Here is a 21,122-nt window from a genome sequence, read left to right as displayed (position 1 = left end):
TTGACGCGATTCGGCACCGTCCTGTTCGACTGCGACTCGACGCTCTCCACCATCGAGGGGATCGACGAGCTGGCGCGCGAGTATCGTGACCAGATCGTCCCGCTGACCGAGTTGGCGATGCGGGGAGAGGTGACGCTCGAGTCGGTGTACGGGCGGCGGCTGGCGATCATCCGCCCGTCGCGGGAGGACGTCGAGCGTGTGGGTCGGATGTATGTCGAGACGCTCGTCGCCGGGGCGCGCGAGGTCGTGCGGGCGCTGCACGAGGCCGGGGTCGCGGTGCACGTCATTTCCGGCGGGTTGCGCCCGGCGGTGCTGCACGCGGCGCGGGCGCTGGGGATCCCCGACGGACGGGTGCACGCCGTGGACGTCTACTTCGACGACGCGGGGCGATACGCCGGCTTCGACGAGGCGTCGCCGCTCGCCCGCCAGGGGGGGAAGGCGGAACTGGTCGAGTCGTTAGGCGACCTCCCGCGTCCCAGCATGCTCGTCGGCGACGGGGCCACCGACCTCGAGGCCAAGCCGCGGGTCGATCGCTTCGTCGCCTTCGCCGGCGTCGAGGCGCGCCCGCACGTCGTCGCCGCCGCCGACGCGGTGGTGCGCGCCCCGTCGCTCCTCCCCGTCCTCGCCCTCGCGCTGGGCGAGGCCGATCATTATCCAGTTGCAACGCGCGACCTCATCGTCGCCGGGCGTGTGCTGCTCGGCGAGCCCTCTTCCCTCCCCCGCGACTCCGCCACCCCATGAGCAGCGTCCTCGACTCCACCACCAGCGCCGGCGCGAAGGCCCCGGCCTTCGGCCGCTTCTTCCTCCCCGGCCCCACCGAAGTCTCGCCCGAGGTCCTGCAGGCGATGTCGCGGCCGATGATCTCCCACCGCGGCGCGCCGTTCGAGTCGCTCATGGCGCGCATCGCCCCGCGACTCGCCGAGGTCTTTCGCACCACGCGCGCCGTCCATAGCGTCACCTCCTCGGCCACCGGGCTGATGGAGGCGGGGGTCCGCAACGCGGTGCGCGAGCGTGTCCTCTGCCTCGTCGGGGGCTCCTTCGGCGAGCGCTTCCACAAGGCAAGCGTCAACTCCGGGATCCCGGCCGACATCCTCGAGGCCCCGTTCGGGGAGCCGCACACCCCCGAGATGCTGGCCGACGCGCTGCGGGGCGGGAAGTACGACACGATCACCATCGTCCACTCCGAGACCAGCAGCGGCGTCCTGAACCCGATCCGCGAGCTGGCGCAGGTGGCGCACGAGGCGGGCGACGTCGCGGTGATCGTCGACACCGTCTCGTCGATGGCCGCGGCCCCCATCGAGAGCGACGCTTGGGAGCTGGACTACGTGCTCACCGGCTCGCAGAAGGCGATCGCCCTTCCGCCGGGGCTCGCCTTCTGCGCCCCGAACGAGCGCATCCTCGAGCGGGCCCGCGCCAGCGCACGGCGGGGGCTGTACTTCGACCTCGTCGAGCTGGACGAGGCCACTCGCAAGCACATGACCCCCAACACCCCGGTCATCTCGCTCTTCTTCGCCCTCGACGTGCAGCTGGACCGCATCATGGCCGAGGGGATGGAGCAGCGGTGGGCGCGCCACGCGCAGATGGCCGAACACACGTGGTCGTGGGCCGAGGGACGCGGGTTGCGCGTCCTTGCACCTGCCGGCTACCGGTCGCCGGGGGTCACCTGCATCCTGATGCCCGAGGGGAAGTCGGGGTCGGCGGTGGCGGCCACGATGCAGGCCCGCGGATTCGTGATCGCGACCGGCTACGGCGCACGCCGGGACGAGATGGTGCGCATCGGGCACATGGGCGAGCACACCTTGGACGAACTCGACGAGGTGCTGGCGGCGCTGGGGGAGGTCCTCGACAGGTAGCGCTGCCGCCGGGGTGGCCGGGTTGCCACTGCGAAAACGGGATGGTCGCTGGGGGCGCCGCGCACGGCGCCCCCGCCTCATTCAATGGTCACCCGCGACACGGCGGGGTCGACGATGATGCGGATGACGATGGGTTGCAGCATCGCGTCGCGGTACGTCCCCGCCCGGTCCGGGTGAAGGGTCGCTCCCTGCACCCACACCCGCTGGCCGCGTAACGCACGCATCAGCCGCTCCCTCGGCCAGCGCGCCACGTCGTTGCCGTCTCCCCATACGGGATTGCCGTACGTCCAGTTGGTACCCGACAGGACATTCGACGCATCCAGCTCGGCGCCCGGGATGAGAATGAGGAAGTACTCCCCCGGAGCCTCGGGCGCCACGATCGCCAGTGGATCCTCCCGCTCGCGCCCCTCCGTCGGCCCGCTGAGTGTCGCCAGGCGGAACCCGACCTTCGCCGGATCGCCCCAAGTGGGGGTTGCGGCGAGGATCACCGTCGCATCGACGAATCGCGAGGCGTACCACATCCGGATCGTCCCCCCGAACGACCCACGGGGGGGGACGCGGATCGTGTTGTGCCCGGGGGTCACCTGTCCCGCTCCGATCGTCCAGGCGACCAGCTTGAGGGGCACCCCGACGTCGTCGTTCCAGAAGACCACGACCGGCAAGGAGTCCAGGGCACCCCGTTTGCGCACCCAGGCATTCCTCGAATCAATCGAATGTGCGCGAAGCGCGCTGAACGTCGCCCGCCCTCCAACGAGGGGCAGCGACGTCGTGTCTGAGGGGAAGCGCGGGTCGTTGTGGAGAATCACGTCCACCGTGTCCCGCGTGTCGCCCCGAAGCGCGCCATCGCGATCGCGCTGCTCGACGACGAGTGGGGGGATGAGCTGGTACTGCAGGCGGTCGGCCATCGACTGCACCGACCCCTCAGGGCGCTGCGCGATTTCCAGCCCGAGGCGTGGCGCCGTCATCGCTGACGCCGTCAGGACGATCACGGCTGCCGCTGCCCCGATCGCCGACCCGATGCGCAGCCGCCGCGAGATGCGGTCGCGAAGCGGAAGCGACCGCAGCAACGATCGCAGCTCGCCCTCGCTCAGCGCCTCTCCCGCGACCTCGCCCGCGACGTCACGCGCCGGGACGTAGCGCCGCAGCGCCCGGTTCCGCGCCAGCTCGCCGACCACCAGCGACCGGATGGCCTCGCGTTCTCCGCCAGCCGCAAGGAAACGCGCCGCGATGCGCGCGTCACGCGCGGAGTCGGCCCGACGCGCCAGGGCGTGCCCCAGCGACACGGTGGCCGGCTGCAGCTCCCCCTCCGGAGCGAGGGCGAGCACGCGCTCGGCGATGGCATCGTGCACGCAGCGCCACCCGTCATGCCCGAGCGTCAGCACGCCGCGTGAGGCCAGTGACCGCAGGACGTCGTCGACCTCGTGGCCCAGCGCATCGGCCAGGATCGCATCTTCCACCGGGAAGCCGGCCAGCGCCACCAGCTGCAACACGCGCCGGGCGTCGCCGGTCACGTCCCGCAGTCGGCGCCCGATCGGGTCGGCATGCTCGATGGCGCGCGCGACGTCGACGTCCGGGGACGCCACCAGCCTGTCGCCGGCGTGCACGAGCCACCCCTCCTCGACCCCCTGGCGCACCAGCTGCACGACGAGCAGCGGTGAGCCACCGCTGGCCTCCGAAAGCGCAACCGCAATCGGGCGCGCCTCATCAGCGGCCGCCTCGAACCCCAGCCCCGCCAGCAGCGCCTGCACCTGTTCGGCCGACAGCGGCGCGAGCTCCAGTGTCTCGGGGCGGGCGCGCCGTGGTCACGAACAGGACGCTTGCCGGCAGCCGATCGGCCAGCCGAGCCAGTGCGTCGAGCGATTCCCGATCTCCCCAGTGCAGGTCGTCGACCAGCAGCACGAGGTGTCGCTCGGCAGCGACGGCCTCGATCAACTCGCGCACCGCCTCCGTGCGCACCAGGGCACCGTCCAGCGCGTGCACGCGCGTGGGCGCACTGAAGCTCGCCGACAGCGACGGCGCCAGCCGCACCAGCACGGCGGCCGACTCCGGAGCGACGCTCGCCGCCCCGGGGAGCGCCCCCAGCGACTGGGCAACGCGTGACAGCAGCGAGAACGGGAGTCCGCGATCGCTCGGCACGGCCTGCACCATGGCGACGCGCGCTCGCAGCGCGCGAATCCGGTCGCCGAACTCGCCAAGCAGCCGCGTCTTCCCGATCCCGGCCCCTCCGCTCACGTGCACGTGACGGGGCTTCCCCCCTGCCGAGGCATGAAAAGCGCGAAGCAATCCCGCGAACTCCTTCTCACGCCCCACGAACTCCGCCTCGTGTTCGTTCCGCGACGCCGAGGCGTCATCGCGGGCGCGCTGGAGCCGCCGGAGTGTCGCCCCGAGGAGAACATCCGGATCTTCCTCCTCATCCTCGAGCCACCGGTTGAGGACCTCGGCCTCGACGAGGGCCATCGACCGATCGCCGACGGCGAGGCACCCCTCGATCAGGAGGCGCCACGCCGACTGATGGCGGGGGAGGAGGTCACGCGCGCGGCGCGCCGCCGCGAGGGCGTCGCTCGGACGCCCTTCATGGAGCGCGTGCTGGATGACCGCCTCGGCCGCGTGCAGCAGGAGCGCCTCCGCTCGCGTGCGCTGCAGGTCGGCCCACTGCTCGAAGGCCACCCCGCCGGGAAACGACACCGCCTCCATGAAGCGCCCCGTGAAGAGCGAAATCGCCTCGGGGCGCTCCGATTCCGCCGCCGCGATGAAATCGAGGAGATCGACCGCGAGGTCGGCGCGGAGGACGAGACGGCGGCCTTCGGACTCCAGCCACTCGAGGCCGAGGGTGGAGCGCAGGTGCCACGGCGCCTGGCGGAGCGAGAGGCGCGCGCGCTCGGGCTCCATGTTCGACCACAGGAGGTCGATGCACTCGTCGCGAAGGGCGGAGCGATTCGGCGCGAGGGCGAGGTACGCGAGGAGGGCGGTCGGCTTCCCGGCGCCGAGGACGGCCGCCAGCTCGCCATCGGCCCGCGATTCGCTGAGGCCGAGCGAGCCGAGCGTTCGCAGGAAGTAACGAGGCACTAACGGGTGGGAGTACGGATTCGGGCAGGGATGACGCACAGCAGACGCTGGCGACGTAAGAATACCGTCCGGATTGGCGGTCCTCTAGGATCGCATGCATCGGGGCTGGGACGCCTGGAGAGAGCAATGCCGATTCGCATCGAGGGGGTGCATCTCGTGGTCACGATCGACGGGAACGGAGCGCCCTCGGTGGCCCGGGCTCCGCTGGCGACGAGGGCGCGAGGGCAGCTGGAGGGGTTCGGTCAGGGAACCCTTCGGCGGATCTACTCCGAGCTCGAGGGGGAAATGGGGCGGGTTCCCGTCGAGGCGCGCGGCGAGCTGGAGGCCATCCTGCTGGCCATCGACGACCTGCTGCAGGCGCCCGGGTAGGCTTGGCCGCCCCGTCGTGATGTAGTCACCTGATGTCGGGGGGGGAGGCGGGATGGACGCGGAGCGGATGGGATTCGGCGCGCTCGCCAGTCGGCTGGCGTGGAGGTGGGAGGGGGGAGGTGTGGAGGTGTGGACGTGAAGTGGTGTCGTGGTGTCGTGGTGTGGGGCTGTGGTGATGCGGTGGTGTGGTGGCGCGGGGCGAGGGACGGCAGGGCGGTGATGCAGTGGGGGACGAGGGTGAAGACGACTGGCGAGTACGCCTTCCCGTGACGACAACACCCCTGGTAGCGCGAGCTACCAGGGGTGTGCCGTTCGATGTGGCGCTCCCCCCAGAGACGCTCACATCAGCCGCACATCAGTTGCACATCAGTTGCAGCCACCGGGGCCTAGTGCCCGCCGATCTCTCCCCCCGGGCCGCGCATCTCGCGCCCCACGCACCAGTTGGCGCGCTGGTCGGCCGTCAGCACGGACATCATGTCCTGCTGGAGCTTGCGCTCCGCGGCCCGCAGTCGCGCGCGGGCTTCCTCGGCCCGGGCGAGGATCGCCTTGAGCTCCGCGTCCCCCTTCCCCGCCGCGCGCGCCGCCTTGACCTCCTCGCCCACATGCCGGATGAGCTGGATGTCGGCACGGTTTGCCGTCTCGAAGGCGTCGCGCAGCGACCGGATCTGCTGCAGCTGCAACTCCGTCAGCCGCGGCGCGGTCCCGGGCGTGCACTCGCGGGCCTTCTGCGCCTCGATCCACGCCAGCTGGGCACGCGTATAGACGGCCCTGATGTCGGCCCGCAGGACGCGGAACGCCGCGTCGAGCCGCTGGCGGATCGGGATCGCCCGCTCGAGGATCGTGCGCACCTGCTCACGCGTCTGGCCCGCGGCGCGTGCCGCCCTGGCTTGTGCCTCGATGGCCTTGAGGGCGGTGATGTCGGCCGCGTTGTCACGCTCGAAGGCGTCGTGCAACGCCTGGATCTTCGCCTTCTGCTCGGTCGAGAGGGCGAGGGAGTCGGGGAACTGCGCCCCGCCGATGCCACTCCGGTCGAGGATCGCCGTCGAGGACGCCGCGTAATCGGGGACGATGTCGATGACGTCGTCGCTCGATGCCAGCCGCGCGGGCGACGTGCTTTCGCTCGTGCCGCACGCCGCGAGTGCGAGCGCCGCTGCACACAGCAGGATTGGCCGGGTCAGGCGCATGGATTCGTGGCTCCGGGGGAGGCGGGAGCGCCTGGAGGCGCCCCTGGTGACATCGGCGAGCGGCGAGCGCGCCACCCCGACGGCGGGGGCGCTCCGGTCCTGCGCGCCGCGACTCACACTTCCTGAGACGCCGGCGAGCGATTCGCGTTAAGGGGACACGCCACATCACGCATCCCCTTACATCCCACCCGCAACCTCCGCGTCAGTTCCCCGTCAGGGAAAGCGATACTGCGACGTACCCATCTGCATCGGCTCCCACGGACGGGATGTCGACCGCCAGCGTCACCCAACCGTCGTGATCGGGCTCACCCAGCCGCAACGAGCGCGATGCCGCCGCTGCGGACCCGACCGTGGCCATGCGCGGCGCCCCCCGCGGCGCGCGCACGCGCACGACGTACGAGGTGCCGGCACGCCCCTCGAGGTTCACGCGATAGGTCGCGCCCTCCATGCGCTCGCTCAACACGCGCAACGCCGACGAACGGTCGCCGATGCGCGGGGCCTGCCGGGGCGGCGAGACCTCCCACCCTCCCTCCCACTGTACCGCCAGCCGCACGGAGTCGCGAAGCGCGGCCGAATCGTGCGCGACCACCGCACCCGGGAACGCGCGTGCCTCGAGCCGCGCGCCGTCGGCCGCGCGCGACACCTGTCGTGCGCCTAACGGGAGCGCGGGTGCGAATTCCACCACGATCGCCCGCCCCCCTCCCCCGCCCTGACGGGTCACCGCGAGCGCGAGCGTCCGCCCCTTCCGCTCCAGCCGCAGGGCGAGGCGCGCATCGCCGACCGCCAGCTGCTCCACCCGCACGCTGTCCCAGTCGGCCGGCAGGTGCGGCGCCACCTTCACCCGCCCTGCCGGCGCGTCGATCTCGATTCCCAGCAGCCCGCGCACCAGCGGCGTGAGGACCATCGAGGTGGCGAAGAACTGGTGCGGGACCGCGGTGTCGAGCGGCTTGTACAACCGCCCCGAGATCACCTCGGGGTTCCGTCCGAGCGCCTCGTCGAAGCCGGTGCGGGCAATGGCGTCGAGGGCGAAGCGTCCGGCATGCGCGTTGTGATAGCGGTACTGCGCCAGCGACACCCACCCCGTCACGAAGGGCCAGACCGCGCCATTGTTGTAGTGCAGCGGGTCGAACAGCGACGAGCGCGACGAAAGCGGGCGCGCCCCCCAGTCGGTCATGATCTCGTTCGACGCCAGGCGCGAGACCATCTGCGCCCCGCGCGTGGCGTCGAAGACGTCGAACGACAGCGCCGTGGCCGGCCACGCGGTGAGGTTCTCGTTCACCTTCTTCCCCTCGAGGATGGCGAAGGCGTACTGCCCCTCGTTCGGCATCCACAGCACCTCCTCGAGCGTCCGCAGCGCCTGGGCCCGGATGCCACGCGCCTGCGCGGCGAGCGCTGGCTCCTTCATGGCCTCGGCCATCCGGGCAAAGCGATCGAGCGCCGCGGCCCAGACCCCGCTCAGGTACACGTCGGAGACGATCCCCGCCTGCAGGTCCCCCACCTCGAGCGCTCCAGCGCCGGCGATCGGGTTCTCCATGAGCCCATCGCCGTCGCTGTCCGCCTTGCGCGACCACTCGTAGGCCTTCCGGAGGTTGGGCCACAGCTCGCGCACCAGCGCCGTGTCGGCACTCTGCTTCCAGTACTCGCCGAAGGCCAGGATCCAGAAGGGCGTCGTGTCGCCATGATAGAAGGCGTACGGATACTTCCCGAACCAGTCGACCTTGCCCGCCCCCTGCGAGATCTCGTGCGTGATCTTGCCATCGGCGCGCTGGTACCTGGCGAAGAAGCGGAACACGCCGTCGCGCACCAGGTCGCGCTGCCCCACCCCGCTCATCCCGAAGGAATTGATGGCCGCGTCGCCGCCGAAGAACCAGCCGAAGCCGGGGCGGTCGCTCGCCGCGCCCGAGAGCCCGTACCCCGCCACCAGCCCGCACCCGAGGTCGGGGTTGCATACCATCCCCTCGTCGAGATTGACCTTCGCCCACTCCACCGCGCGGTTGAGCATGGCATCGGGGGTGATGATGCGCGTCGTTTGGGTACGGATGGAATCGAAGTGCGCCACGCGCCGCTCCCACTCGCGCTTCGCGGCCCCGGGAGCCACGAGGCGGTCGTACAGCGCGCGCGCCGAGTCCCGCGGCATCTCGCCGCCCGCCATGACGATCGGGATGTAGCCCTGGCGGATGTTGACGTTCTTCCCCGGCGGCTCGCCGAGCTTCGGCTCGGTGTAGCGCTCGGCGGCGCTCCCCACGCCGATCACGAACTGCGGGAGTGCCGCCGAGAGCATGTGTGCCGGGACGTCCGACGCCTGGGTGACCGCCGGGGAGCCCAGGAACCCGTTGACCATCCGGCGGCTCTCGGTGAAGACGAACGCCCGGGCCGCGTCGTTCCAGGCGATGTACTGGCCGCCTAACGACGCCGGCCACGCCAGGTGGATGTCGGGCGAGAACGAGGCGACGATCTCCATGGGGCGGATGGCGTCCACCTCGAGGAGCATGATGGTCGCCGGCTGGTCGAGCACGGCGAAGACATGCTGCCTGACGGTGAAGGTCTCGTACGCGTACTCGATCGTGACGCCCTCGGGGCGGACCTGCACCCAGCGCGCCACGTCGCGCCCGGGAATGGCGGTGGTGAACTTCGGGACCTTGAACGAGAGCTGGAAGTCGTGCAGCCACTTGTACGGCCACGACCACAGCTCGAAGTGCCCGACCTCGGTCCCCATCGCGATCGCGCGACGCCCCGCCGACGCGACATAGACGTTGGCGCGCGCCGGACCGCGCAATGCCAGGGGCGATCGCCCGAGGTCGAACCACGTCGCGTCGGACCGGGCGGGGAGCGTCGCCTGCTGCGCGGCGAGCGCGTCGGGGAGCAGCGCGAGGAGCGCCAGGACGGCGGCGAGTCGACGGGAGGTCATCTGCGGGACGCGAGGGAGAAGAGTGTGGGGGCAATGTGCCCCGGACGGGATCTGGTGTCGAGGCACGCACGTCGCGCGGGCCACCTCCCCCCCTGCCGCAGCGTCGCGCCCCGAGGCAACCTATGGCGGTCACGTTGAGGTGCCACCCGCTTCCAGCCCCCCGCGCCATGATTCCGATCCGTGGCCTTCGCGCCATGCGCGCCGCCGCCTCGCTCCCCTCGTCCGGCACGTTGGCCGCGCGTGCCTCGCTCCCCACGCTCGCCACGCTCGCCGCGATCGGCACGCTGGCCGCGATCGGCACGCTCCCCGCTCCGGCCGCGGCGCAGGCGCTGCCGGATTCCACCGCCCGGCGGGTCGACGCCCTCTTCTCGCGCTTCGACGCCACCTCGCCCGGTTGCCTGGTGGGCGTCGGCCGCAACGGCAGCGTGGTGCACGCGCGCGGCTACGGCATGGCCAACCTCGAGTACGGTGTCCCCCTCACGCGTGAATCCATCTCCGAGAGCGGCTCCGTTGCCAAGCAGTTCACCGCTGCGGCGGTCGCGTTGTTGCAGCTGGAGGGCCGGCTTTCGCTGGATGACGACGTCCGGAAGTACCTCCCGGAGGTCCCCGACTTCGGCGCGACGATCACGATTCGCAACATCCTCACCATGACCAGCGGGCTCCGCGACCAGTGGGCACTCCTGATGCTCATGGGGCGCGGCCCGGGGAGCGAGGTCCACACGAACAACCTCATCCTCGACCTGGTGCGCCGGCAGCGCGAGCTCAACTTCGCGCCCGGGAGCGAGTACCTGTACAGCAACACCGGCTACGTGCTGGCGGCCACGATCGTCTCGCGCGTGAGCGGGATGCCCTTCGCCCAGTTCACCCAGGAGCGCCTGTTCAAGCCGCTGGGGATGACGCATACCCAGTGGCGCGACGACTATCGCCGCGTCGTCCCGGGACGCGCCACCGCCTACGCCTTCGAGCGCGGCGCGTGGGTGCAGGACATGCCGTTCACCATGGTGCACGGCAACGGCGGGCTCCTGAGCACCGTCGATGACCTGCTCAAGTGGAACGAGGCGCTCACCAACGGATTCCCCGGCAACCCCGGCCTCACGCGCCTCCTGGAGACGCAGGCGCGCCTCACGGACGGGCGCACCATCCCCTACGCGCTCGGGCTGCAGGTGCGCGAGTGGGCGCCGGGCGTTCGCGAGGTCTCGCACTCGGGCTCGACCGCCGGCTACCGGACCTTCCTGGCCCGCTATCCCGAGGCGAAGGTCTCGCTCGCCGTCTGGTGCAACGCGGCCAACGCCAACGCCGTGCAGCTGGGGCGCCAGGTGGCGGCGCTGCTGGTCGCCCGCCCGGCGGCGGCGCGCCCCGCCCCGACCCCGGTCGCCCCCGCCGAGCGCGCCAACCTGGTGGGGAGCTATCGCGATCCGCGCACCGATTCGTGGCTCGGCATTGCGGCTGTCGGCGACTACCTCCGCGTGATCGGTCCCTCGGCGGACTCGCTGCGCGCCGATGGCGGGGCGGGGCGCTACACCACCTCGTCCGGGGTGCGGCTGGCCTTCACCCCCGCCAGTGGCAAGGCGACCGCCCTGCGCCTCGAGACCGCCGATGGCGACGTCATGGAAGCGACCACGCTGGCGCCGCCCGCATCCGCCGCGCTCGCCCTGGACGACTTCACGGGGACCTATCGCTCCCCGGAGCTGGAATCGCGCATCGTCATCGGCGCCGACAATGGTCGCCTGGTCCTGCGCATCTCACCGGACGAGGTCTTCACCCTGTCGCCCTTCTACACGGACGGCTTCCGCATGGGCGCGTCGCCCGCGAGCATCCGGTTCGTGCGCGACGCCGCGGGGAAGGTGGTGGGGGCACGGATCTTCAACGGCCGGGCGCGCAACGTGCGCTTCGACCGGGAAGGCTGACGGCGGTCCCCGCGCGGCGCGGCTACCCGCCCCGCTCGCCTTCGCGGAGCAGCCCCTGCTCCATCGCGAAGCGGGTCAGCCCCGCCGCGCTCCGGATGCCCAGCTTGCGCACGATGCTGTCGCGGTGCGCCTCCACCGTGCGCACGCTGATGCCCAGCTGCACGGCGATCTCCTTGTTCAGCAGCCCGCCGGCGATGAGCGACAGCACCTCGCGCTCGCGATTCGTGAGCGCCTCGACCGAGGGCGCCGCCGGCGACGGCGCCGAGGGCAGCGACTCGCTCCGGATCATCTCGGTGAGCCGACGCGCCACCGCCGGGCTGAACCAGGCATCGCCGTTGTGCACCGCCCGAATCGCGCTCCGGAGGTCGTGCGGCGTGGTGTCCTTGCGCAGATAGCCATGCGCCCCGGCCCGCACGCTCTCCATGACGTACTCGGCGTCGTCGTGGACGCTGAGCATGAGGACCTTCGACGTCGGCACCGCCTGTCGCAGCTGCTGCGCCACGACCAGGCCGGAGTCGCCCGGCATCGTGATGTCGAGGAGGATCACGTCCGGGCGCTCGCGCGCGGCGATGGCCAGCGCCTCCGCGCCGTTCGACGCCTCACCCACCACGTCGAAGGCCCCATCGGCCAGCAGCACCTGCCGCAGCCCCTCGCGCACGATGCCGTGGTCATCCACCACCATGACGCGGATCGGGGTCATCGCCCCCCCGCCGCGTCGAGCGGGATGCGGATGGCGAGGCGCACCCCGCCCTCGGGGGCTTTCCCGACCGTCACCATCCCGCCCAACGATCCGATGCGCTCGCGCATCCCGGCCAGTCCCATGTGTCCCTCGCGTTCCAGTCGCTCGAGCTCGAGCGACGACGCCGCGCCCTCGCCGTCGTCGCCGATGTCCAGCTGCAATTCGCCGTCGGAGGCTCGCATCGTCACCGCCACCCGGCTCGCCTGGGCATGTCGCGCCACGTTCGACAGCGCCTCCTGCATGGCCCGGTAGAGCGCCAGCTCGGCGTCGCCGCTGAGCGCCGGAGGGTGCTCGGGGGCATCGAGTACGACCGCGATCCCGCACTGCCCCTCGAACGACGCCGCCAGCGAGCGCATGGCGGGAACGAGCCCGAGGTCATCGAGCACGGTGGGGCGCAGCGTCTCGGTCACGCTGCGGATGCTCCGCATCCCCTCGTCGACCAGCCCGGCCGCCCGATCGAGCCCCGCCGCCACGTCGCCCGCCACGCGCTCGCGCAGCAAGCCCAGCTGCAACTTCACCGCCGAGAAGACCTGCGCCGTCTCGTCGTGCAGCTCGAGGGAGATGCGCCGCCGTTCCTCCTCGTGCTGCTCGACCATGCGCGTGGAGAGGCGGGAGAGGTCGGCGGTCCGGGCTTGCAGCCGGCGGGTGAGCTCTGCCCCGTCGAGCGCCGAGCCGATCTGCTGCCCGAGGGCCACGAGGAAGGCGTCGTCGAGGGCGGCGAACGGGTTGCGGACGTCCCCCACGAGGAGCAGGGCCGCCGCCCCCGCCGTGGTGCGCGGAATCGGGAGCGCCGCGGCGTAGGCGAACCCCGGCTGGCCGGGGGCGGCGCCCCTCGGCCACCCCCCCTGGACCCGGGAGTGCGCCCCGGCAATGGCGCCGCGTATCAGCGCCGCGCCCTCCACGGGAAACGCACGCGACTCCCACCCCACGCACTCCCCCGCCGCCCGCACCACCCGCACGTCGTCCCCCGCCAGCGCCACCAGCGCGGCGCCACGCGTGGCCGGAAGGTGCATGGCCCGGTCGAGGATGCCGGCAATCACGTCATCCTGCTCCCCCATCGCCGACACCCGGGCCAGCGACGTCAGCGCCGTGAATCCCTCGCGGAGCTCGTCGAGCACCAGGAAGGTGAGCCCGGCCGCCGTGGCGAGCAGGAAGACGATGTCGAGGTAGTACCCCCACGGCGTCCACGCCCCGCGGGCCCGCAGGAACGGATAGTCGAGGTGATGCAGCGCCCACAGGAAGAGGGCCACCGCGAGGAAGCGGGCCCCGCCCACGCGCGTGCGCACCCAGTGACGCCAGAACACGGCGCCCGTCCACAGCGTCACGAAGGAGAGGAAGAGCACCGCCGGGAGCGCAGCCCAGAAGAAGTCCTCCATGACGTAGATGGCGACGTACGACCACCCCACCGGGAAGAGCATCGCCAGGAGGTAGGCCGGACGGAATTGCAGCTGGCGCGAGAAGGTCAGCGCCGACCAGAGCAGGGCGAGCGCCGTCCACCCCGTCACCACCTGGTGCCAGTACAGCCACCCGCTCTGCTGCGTGACCAGGAAGGCGATGATCGCCAGGAGCCGCAGCAGGTACAGCGCCCACGTGCGCGCGAACCAGGCAAAATGCGGCTTGCGGTAGCGCCGGTACAGGAAGCCCGCATACGCCGACAACCCCAGCGTGACCGCCACCTGGAGGATGGCGGCATCGAGTTCTACCGCGAAGGCGGTCTGGGGGAGGGCGCCCTGGAGCACACCGGAATCTAGAAGACGAGAAGACGGGAAGACGAGACGACGGGAAAGCGGAGCGGGGCGGCGCCTGGATCAGGCACCGCCCCGCACGACTCCCCGGCGTCCTCCCTGGTGCGCGCGCCTAGCGCAGGAGCGCCCGCGCGGCCACGATCCCCAACGTGAAGAGCGCGGCCGCCGCGGCCAACGCCATCATGGGGTTGAGGTGCAAGTCCTTCCGGTACCAGGGGACCACCGACTGCTGCGGGGTGGCCAGGGGCGGAAGGGAGGCCATGATCCTCTCGGGAAGATCGGCCGGCGTCACCATGCGGCGGCGCTTGTCCGTCTCCTCGCCGATACGGCGCCAGAACTCCACCGACCGCGCGGCATCGCCACGCAGCCCCGTCGGCTCCGGCAGTTCCCCATCCAGCCAGCGATTGATCACGTCCGGTGTCGCCACCGGCGCCAACGGCACCTCACGCTCGCGCATGTTCCCCGCCTCATCGGAGGGGCGAAGCGGGCGCTCGCGCTCTGTCCGGCCGTCGCGCTCGTTATGTCTGTCGAGCATCAGGCGTATTTCTCCTCTAAGAGAGCCTGGAGCGCCTCGCGTGCGCGATGGACACGCATCTTCAGCGCCCCGACTGTGGTACCCAATAGATCAGCCATCTCTTCGTAGGACCGTCCTTCCACGTGCTTCATGATGAAGGCCTCGCGCAGCGATGGCGGCAGTTGCCCCAGCGCCACGTCGAGATCCTCACGAAGCTCCGTCCGGTCCAGCTCCTCCTCGGGGGTCGCGTACGAGGTGGGCTGGTCGTCCTCCTCGTAGCTCAGGTGGGTCCGGCGAATGTTCTTCAGCCAGTCCTTGCACCCGTTGGCGACGATACGGAACACCCAGGCGTCGAACCGTCCACGCACCTCGGAGAGGTGCTGGAACGCCTTGATGAACGACATCTGCAAGATGTCTTCCGCAACGTCCGGACTTCCGGTCATGCCCAGGGCATGCCGGTAGAGGGGATCGCTGTACCGCTTGATCAGGACACCGAAGGCATTGCGGTCTCCCGCAAGCACCCTGGTGATGATCTCCTGGTCGACCTCGAGCTGATCTATTGGAGAGGCAGGCACCGTCGTTTTCACGGCGCTAGCATAACCGCTTTTCCCGGCTCTCGATAGTCCCGTTCGGGGCACGGTGGCGTGTGCGAGGGCAGTCACACCTGAATGACGAAAGACGCGCGATCGCGTAACACGATTGCCCTCACCCCAAAGCGGCGACGTCGCCTCCCCCCCTACACCCGCGCAAACACCCCCCACCCATGCTGCCGCACGAGCGCCCCGTGCTCGTCCAGCCTAGGCGGCGGCAGTCGCACCGCCCCGGGCACTGCGGGCGACACGCCGGTGAGCGCCGATGCCTCGCGCCCCGCCAATGCCTCGGCGACCCCCTTCACGACACCGCATGGCACACCGCCCTGCTCCAACGCCGCCAGCCACTCGGCTGCCGGACGCTCGGCCACGCGCTGCATGATCGCGGAGACGACCCGCGCCCGGTTGGCCAGTCGCCCACTGTTCGTCGCCAACGTGGCATCGTCGGCGAGCGACGCGAGACCAAGCGCGCGGCAGCAGGACTGCCACTGCCCATCGTTGCCGACCGCTATCACGATGTGCCGGTCAGCAGCACGAAAGAGCTGGTACGGGACGAGATTGGGGTGCGCGTTTCCCCAACGCCCGGCATCGCGCCCCGACACCAGGACGTTCTGCGCCACGTTCACCAACGCTGCCGTGGCACTGTGCCAGAGCGAAACGAAGAGGCGACGCTGCTCCACCGGGAGCGCGACCGTCGCGCGGGCGCGCGCCACCAGGGCGCCGAGGATCGCAATGGTGGCATCCTTCCCGGCCGTCACATCGGCCAGCGCCACCCCCGTCTTCATGGGCTCTCCCTCCGGCTCCCCCGTGATTGCCATCCACCCGGACTCCGCCTGCACGACATAGTCGTAGCCCGGACGATCCGAGTCGGGGCCGAAGCCGGTCAGGGTACACCAGATGAGCGACGGAACCTCGGCCAGGAAGCGCTCCGGAGCGAGTCCCTTCCGCTCCAGCGTACCGCGGCGATAGTTGTCGACCACGACGTCGGCCCCCCGGATGAGTGACTCGAGTACGTCACGGTCCCCGGGGACATTCAGGTCGAGCGCCACCCCAAGCTTGTTCCGGTTGACCGCCAAGTAGTAGGCCGCCTCGCCCCGCGAGTCGAACGGAGGCCCCCAGGCGCGGGTCTCGTCCCCGATTTCCGGACGTTCGACCTTGATGACCTCTGCACCTAGGTCGGCGAGAGTCATGGTGGCCAACGGGGCCGCGAGAACTCGGCTCAGGTCGAGGATTCTGATTCCCTGTAGCATGACAGTTGCCTTGATGTCTAGTTAGTGGCGCGGCTATACTGGGGTTACACCGGAGCTTCGGACGCGATTTCGGCGCAGCGCAGCGGCGGCGCGACTTGCGTAGGCCACGAAAAATCATATACTTACCGCCGCCTTCGGCACCGATTTTCTCGACTTGGCGGGCGCGGTCGCGCTCGACAAGAGGTCCCGGGAGTGCGGCGGGACACGCGCCGCCCCCTGACCATGTCGCCGGAACACCCGCTTCATGCCCGAAAATATGGCGTCTACTGACGATAGCCCGGAGACCGAGGAGCTCGCCGCACCGGCGCCCACTCCCCCCAAGCGTGGTCCAGGGCACCGAGGGCAGGATGTGCGCGACACGATGGCCGAGATGGCGGCCAAGGCGCACGAGATCTCTCTCGAGGCTGGGAGCCGGATGACCGCCACCATGCGCGAGGTCATCGGGGCCGCCGCCGGCCTCACGGCCTTCGCCATCGAGAGTGCCCGAGACCTGGTCCAGTATATGGTCCGGCGCGGCCAGATGTCGCAGGACGAGGCCGACAAGCTGATGCGGGAAGTGGAGGCGGCGCACGGGGCCCTCCCCAAGCCTGCCCCCAAGGTCGAAGCCGCCAAGGACGAGGCGACCAGGAAGGCGCCAGCGATCGAGGCGGCAATCAACCACTTCGCTCACCCGGTCGTCCCCAAGGTCCGTCCCCCGACGGTAGAGCCCCCCAAGCCGGCGGCGCCCACGAAGGCGGCACCGGCGGCCAAGGCTCCAGCCGCGGGCAAGCCCGCCCCGGCCGCCAAGCCCACCGCGGCCGCGAAGCCTCCGGCGACGAAGCCTGCGGCCAAGGGCGCGACCAAGAGCGCTCCGGCGGCCAAGACGGTCGCGAAGGTCGCCACCCCCCCCAAGGCTGCCCCTGCCAAGGCCACTCCGGCCAAGGCGGCCCCGGCAAAGTCGCCCCCGAAGAAGCGGTAGCCTTCGGGCTTCGGACCCCCGGGCGTCCCATCGGGCGTCCCATCGGGCGTCCGATCGGCCTGTGCACGGCGCGACGTCGCGAGACGTCGCGCCGTGTGCTTGTTTTGGGGCATGCCTGTCCTCGTGGCCCGTGCCCCCACCCGCATCGATTTCGGCGGCGGCTGGACCGATGTCCCCCCGTACCCGGAAGAAGAGGGGGGCTTCGTGTGCAACCTCGCCGTCACCCGCTACTCGACGGTCCGCCTGGCGGGTGACGGGGAGCCGGGAGCCGCGTCGCCGGTCGACGGGGATCGGCGCCTGGCGCGCGCGGCCCTGCGCGCCGCGGGACTGGAGGACGTGCGCGCCACCATCCACAACGACTTCCCGTTAGGCGCGGGGCTCGGCGGGTCGTCGGCCGCCGGGGTCGCCATGATGACCGCGATCGCGGCGTGGCAGGCGACGCGCGCCGCGGGCGCGGGCCTGGTCGCGCCCGAAGCCCTCCACCTCGACCGGGCGGCGCTCGCCGAGGCGAGTCGACGCGTCGAGGTCGAGGACCTGCACATCGCCGGCGGACGACAGGATCACTACGCGGCCGCCTTCGGCGGGGCGCTGGCCCTCACCTTCGGTGCCGACACCACGGTCCGCCCGCTCCCCCTGGCCGGGGACACGGTCAGCGCGCTCGAATCGCGCTGCGTGGTGGTCTACACGGGACAATCGCGCATCTCCGGCGACACGATCACCGCCGTGCTCGACGCCTACCGAGCGCGCGACCGCCGCGTGCTGCACGCGCTCGCGCGCATGAAGGCCCTCGCGATGTCGATGGCGGGGGCGCTGTCCGCGGGCGACATCGACTCGCTCGGCGCCCTCGTCGGCGAGCACTGGGAGCACCAGCGCGCGTTGCACCCGGCGATCACCACTCCGGGCATAGACCGCATCCTCGAGGCGGCCTCCGGCGCCGGCGCGCTCGGGGGGAAGGCGCTGGGGGCCTCGGGAGGCGGGTGTGTCCTCGTCATCGCCCCCCGCGGAGGCGAGCACGCCGTGCGCCAGGCAGTCCAGGCGCTCGCCACCCCCCTTCACCTCTCCGTCGACGTGCACGGCGCCTCATGGTGGCCCGCCGAGGCAACCGGCAGCGTCGCCGGCCCCCCATCTTCCCCCGCCACGACCACGTGACCTCCATCCCGTCGGGCGACCCGGTCGCCCTGCTCCGACAGCTCGTCCGCATCGACTCCCGCAATCCGTCACTTGTCAACGGCGCCGAGGGCGAGGGACCGGTCGCGCACGCCCTCGCTGCCACGCTCCGTGACTGGGGCTTCGCGGTCTCGCTCGCCGAGGCGGCCCCCGGACGCCCCAACGTGGTGGCGCGCATCGGGCGTCCGGGCGGCCGCACCCTCCTCTTCAACGGGCACCTGGACGTGGTCGGCGTGGAGGGGATGCGGCACGCACCCTTCGATGCCGAGGAGCGCGACGGGCAGCTGTTCGGCCGCGGGAGCGCCGACATGAAGGGGGGGGTGGCGGCGATGTGCGCCGCGGCCGCCCGCGCCGCGCGGCAGGGGCTGGGCGGCGAGATCATCGTCACGGCCGTCGTGGACGAGGAGTACGAGAGCCTGGGGACGCGCGCCCTCGTGGCGTCGGGGGTGCGCGCCGATGCGGCGATCGTCACCGAGCCCACGCGCCTGGCGGTGAACCCGGCGCACCGGGGCTTCGTCTGGGCCGAACTCGATTTCCGCGGGCGCGCCGCGCACGGGAGCCGCTACGACATCGGCATCGACGCCATCCGTCATGCCGGGCTGGTGCTCGCCGCCTTCGACCAGCTGCAACGCGAGGTGCTCGACCGCCGCACACACCCGCTCCTCGGTCACGCCTCGCTGCACGCGGCGACCATTGCCGGCGGCACGGGGTGGTCCACCTACCCCGAGCGCTGCACGCTGCGCGTCGAGCGCCGGACCCTCCCGGGGGAGACGACGGAGCAGGTGATGCGCGAGTTCGAGGAGGTGCGCCAGCGCGTGGCCGCCTACGACGCGACGCTCGACGTCACGCTCCGACACGTCCTCACGCAGGGACCGAGCGACGTGCCGGCAGGCGCCCCCATCGTGCGGGCGCTCGAGGAGGCGATGCGGGCCGAGGGGGAGTCGGTGCTGCACGAGGGCATGAGCGCGTGGACCGACGCCGCGATCCTCAACGACGCGGGGATCCCCGCGATCTGCTATGGCCCGGGGGATATCTCGCTCGCCCACGCCGACGAGGAATGGGTGCCACTGGACGAGGTGGAGCGCGCCACGCGCGTCCTCACACGCCTTGCGCACGACTGGCTGCGCGGGGAGGTGGCGTGATGGCGCGCCTCTCCCCATCCGACTACGATGCGCTGGAGCGCGCCGTCACCCTGGGGCGCCGACTCTCGGTGATCCGTCGCGGGACGGAGTACCTCGTCGTCCCGTCGCGCCTCTTCCTGCGCGAGGGGCGCGAGGCGATCGAGGCCATCCACCCCACCACCGGCGATACCATCGTATTGATGCTCGACGAGATCGACACCTTCGAGGTCGTGCGCTGATGGCGAGAACGATCTCGAGCGCCGCGCCCGGCGTGGCGGCGCGCCACGCCCATCCCCTGGTCGCGATCTACGCCGACGAATCGTGCCTCGGGAACGGGCGCGAGGGGGAGAACCCGGGGGGAGCGGGAATCCTGGTGGAGTACGCCCGCGCCAGCGGCACGATCGTCCGCCGCGACGCGTGGGTGTCGGAGCCGGCGACGACCAACAACCGGATGGCCCTCCGGTCGGTGATCGAGGCATTTCGTGCGATCGCGCACAAGGGGACGTTCTTTCGCGTCGTCTTCACGACGGACTCACGCTACATCGTGGACGGCATGACGCAGTGGGTGCACGACTGGGCCCGGCGCGGCTGGAAGCGCAAGGCGGGCCCCATCGAGAACCTCGAACTCTGGCAGGAGGCCGTGCAGTCGGTCGACGGCCATGAGGTGGAATGGCGCTGGGTGCGAGGACACGCCGGGCACGCGCAGAACGAGTATGCCAACCACCTGGCGATGCGGGCGGCGAGCGAGCAGACGAATTCCCCGGGCCTCGTGGAGTCGGGGTATGAGGCCTGGGCGGCCGTGGTGAGCACGGCGGCGAACCGGATGCGGCTCGAGCCCTTCCCCGACCCCGCCGGGTTCCGCCCGGCGTCGCGGTTACCCTCCGTCGGCGCGGGGCGTCCGTGAGAGGACCGTTCCCGACAGGGTATCCCCCATGCTCAAGATCGTCTTCATCCTCGCCGTTGGCTTCGCTGCCGGATACAGCTTCGGCTTCAAGGATGCCCGAGCGCACGACGAGGACGTCGTGACGCGCACGATCGAGCGCGTCGGAGGCTCGGCCCGCGGCAAGTACAACCAGGACGTCGACGCGCAGATGGATCGGCTCGAGAAGCGCTAGGGCGTGCGCCGTCCCGCGCGCCTCGTTATGCTGCACGTGCCGCTTTCCGCAAGAGCCCCCGATGGACGAGCTCGAACGCCTCTACCGCCGCCTGGTCCAGAACATTCGCGCCGGCTTCCCCGAGCTCCTCACCCGGAGCTTCGAGGTGTCGCAGCTGTACCAGCAGATCGTCCCGTACCGGACCAACCGTCGGGAGCTGGAATTCGACAGCAACGAGGACTATGAGCTGGCGCTGATGCAGCTGCTGGCCGGGCTGCGCGGCTACGTCTCGGCCGACGCCGAGATGCAGAAGGCGATGCGCCAGGAGCTTGCCTCCCCGAATCCCGACCTGGGGGCATTCCGTGTCTACGCGACGGCGATGGTGTCGCTCGCCCCTGAACCACTCCGCGCGATCGAGCGAATCCAGGTCGTGAGCGAGGCCCCCCGCGCTGCCGCCGCTTCGCTGAGCCCGGGGGCGCAGGCGGTGCTGGCGGGGCGTGCCACCGAGGCCGTCGACGTGTCGGGCGACCGTCCGGCCGCACCGTCATCGCCCGCACCTGCCTCACCCGCGCCGGCGTCACCCGCACCGGCGTCGCCCGCACCGGCGTCGCCCGCACCGGCGTCGCCCGCACCGGCGTCGCCCGCACCGGCGTCGCC

19 protein-coding genes and 1 pseudogene are annotated in these 21,122 nt (G+C 71.3%); 11 read left to right on the top strand and 9 right to left on the bottom strand.

Annotation, left to right across the window (positions count from 1 at the left end; all coding sequences use genetic code 11):
* Both ABS52_15010 and ABS52_15005 read left to right on the top strand, forming a co-directional pair.
* Nucleotides 1-741 carry a hypothetical protein gene (locus tag ABS52_15010; protein ODT02150.1) on the top strand — a complete coding sequence of 247 codons (741 nt, stop codon included), beginning with the start codon at nt 1-3 and terminating at the stop codon, nt 739-741.
* Nucleotides 738-1,853 (top strand): hypothetical protein, encoded by a 1,116-nt coding sequence (locus ABS52_15005; protein ODT02149.1) that lies wholly within the window; start codon nt 738-740, stop codon nt 1,851-1,853. Before ABS52_15010 ends, ABS52_15005 begins: the two co-directional genes overlap by 4 nt.
* A 77-nt stretch (nt 1,854-1,930) precedes the next feature.
* On the opposite strand, the gene ABS52_15000 is transcribed toward ABS52_15005, so the two are convergent.
* Both ABS52_15000 and ABS52_14995 read right to left on the bottom strand, forming a co-directional pair.
* Nucleotides 1,931-3,601, bottom strand: a complete 1,671-nt coding sequence (locus ABS52_15000; protein ID ODT02148.1) for a hypothetical protein — start codon at nt 3,599-3,601, stop codon at nt 1,931-1,933.
* Nucleotides 3,558-4,919 (bottom strand): hypothetical protein, encoded by a 1,362-nt coding sequence (locus ABS52_14995; protein ID ODT02147.1) that lies wholly within the window; start codon nt 4,917-4,919, stop codon nt 3,558-3,560. The genes ABS52_15000 and ABS52_14995 overlap by 44 nt, the downstream gene beginning before the upstream one ends.
* 126 nt (nt 4,920-5,045) lie before the next feature.
* Between ABS52_14995 and ABS52_14990 the strand changes: the two genes are divergently transcribed.
* A complete protein-coding gene (locus tag ABS52_14990; GenBank protein ID ODT02146.1) occupies nt 5,046-5,288 on the top strand; it encodes a hypothetical protein in 243 nt (80 codons plus the stop codon).
* A gap of 386 nt (nt 5,289-5,674) precedes the next feature.
* Here the strand turns inward: ABS52_14990 and ABS52_14985 are convergent, their stop codons facing one another.
* Nucleotides 5,675-6,472: a hypothetical protein gene (locus ABS52_14985; GenBank protein ODT02145.1), complete on the bottom strand. Its 798-nt coding sequence runs from the start codon at nt 6,470-6,472 to the stop codon at nt 5,675-5,677.
* Nucleotides 6,473-6,674: 202 nt separating this feature from the next.
* Nucleotides 6,675-9,380: a hypothetical protein gene (locus ABS52_14980; protein ID ODT02144.1), complete on the bottom strand. Its 2,706-nt coding sequence runs from the start codon at nt 9,378-9,380 to the stop codon at nt 6,675-6,677.
* A gap of 194 nt (nt 9,381-9,574) precedes the next feature.
* Between ABS52_14980 and ABS52_14975 the strand changes: the two genes are divergently transcribed.
* The gene (locus tag ABS52_14975; GenBank protein ODT02178.1) at nt 9,575-11,287 is read left to right on the top strand and encodes a hypothetical protein; all 1,713 of its coding nucleotides are present in this window, start codon (nt 9,575-9,577) and stop codon (nt 11,285-11,287) included.
* A gap of 22 nt (nt 11,288-11,309) precedes the next feature.
* On the opposite strand, the gene ABS52_14970 is transcribed toward ABS52_14975, so the two are convergent.
* The 5 genes from ABS52_14970 to ABS52_14950 form a co-directional block, all read right to left on the bottom strand.
* On the bottom strand, nt 11,310-11,987 hold the full coding sequence (locus ABS52_14970) for a hypothetical protein (GenBank protein ID ODT02143.1): 678 nt from the start codon (nt 11,985-11,987) through the stop codon (nt 11,310-11,312).
* Nucleotides 11,984-13,765, bottom strand: a complete 1,782-nt coding sequence (locus tag ABS52_14965; GenBank protein ID ODT02142.1) for a hypothetical protein — start codon at nt 13,763-13,765, stop codon at nt 11,984-11,986. The genes ABS52_14970 and ABS52_14965 overlap by 4 nt, the downstream gene beginning before the upstream one ends.
* A gap of 118 nt (nt 13,766-13,883) precedes the next feature.
* A complete protein-coding gene (locus ABS52_14960; protein ID ODT02141.1) occupies nt 13,884-14,306 on the bottom strand; it encodes a hypothetical protein in 423 nt (140 codons plus the stop codon).
* Nucleotides 14,306-14,872, bottom strand: a complete 567-nt coding sequence (locus ABS52_14955) for a hypothetical protein (GenBank protein ID ODT02140.1) — start codon at nt 14,870-14,872, stop codon at nt 14,306-14,308. The genes ABS52_14960 and ABS52_14955 overlap by 1 nt, the downstream gene beginning before the upstream one ends.
* A gap of 149 nt (nt 14,873-15,021) precedes the next feature.
* The gene (locus ABS52_14950; protein ODT02177.1) at nt 15,022-16,107 is read right to left on the bottom strand and encodes a hypothetical protein; all 1,086 of its coding nucleotides are present in this window, start codon (nt 16,105-16,107) and stop codon (nt 15,022-15,024) included.
* A 367-nt stretch (nt 16,108-16,474) separates the two neighbouring features.
* On the opposite strand from ABS52_14950, the gene ABS52_14945 reads away from it, so the two are divergent.
* The 7 genes and pseudogenes from ABS52_14945 to ABS52_14915 all read left to right on the top strand — a co-directional run bounded on the left by ABS52_14945 (nt 16,475) and on the right by ABS52_14915 (nt 21,122).
* The gene (locus ABS52_14945; GenBank protein ODT02139.1) at nt 16,475-17,083 is read left to right on the top strand and encodes a hypothetical protein; all 609 of its coding nucleotides are present in this window, start codon (nt 16,475-16,477) and stop codon (nt 17,081-17,083) included.
* Nucleotides 17,084-17,194: 111 nt separating this feature from the next.
* Entirely contained in the window at nt 17,195-18,232 is a 1,038-nt protein-coding gene (locus tag ABS52_14940) for a hypothetical protein (GenBank protein ID ODT02138.1), read from the top strand.
* A gap of 5 nt (nt 18,233-18,237) precedes the next feature.
* Complete coding sequence (locus ABS52_14935) at nt 18,238-19,392, top strand: hypothetical protein (protein ODT02176.1); 1,155 nt, start codon at nt 18,238-18,240, stop codon at nt 19,390-19,392.
* A complete protein-coding gene (locus ABS52_14930; protein ODT02137.1) occupies nt 19,392-19,610 on the top strand; it encodes a hypothetical protein in 219 nt (72 codons plus the stop codon). Before ABS52_14935 ends, ABS52_14930 begins: the two co-directional genes overlap by 1 nt.
* Complete coding sequence (locus ABS52_14925; GenBank protein ODT02136.1) at nt 19,610-20,275, top strand: hypothetical protein; 666 nt, start codon at nt 19,610-19,612, stop codon at nt 20,273-20,275. The genes ABS52_14930 and ABS52_14925 overlap by 1 nt, the downstream gene beginning before the upstream one ends.
* 28 nt (nt 20,276-20,303) lie before the next feature.
* Complete coding sequence (locus ABS52_14920) at nt 20,304-20,486, top strand: hypothetical protein (protein ODT02135.1); 183 nt, start codon at nt 20,304-20,306, stop codon at nt 20,484-20,486.
* Between the two features lie 61 nt (nt 20,487-20,547).
* A pseudogene (locus tag ABS52_14915) lies at nt 20,548-21,122 on the top strand (hypothetical protein).

This window comes from Gemmatimonadetes bacterium SCN 70-22 (assembly GCA_001724275.1).
GTDB lineage: Bacteria > Gemmatimonadota > Gemmatimonadetes > Gemmatimonadales > Gemmatimonadaceae > SCN-70-22.
Note: the sequence above shows the minus strand (reverse complement) of the source record. Positions and strands in the feature narration are given on the sequence as shown.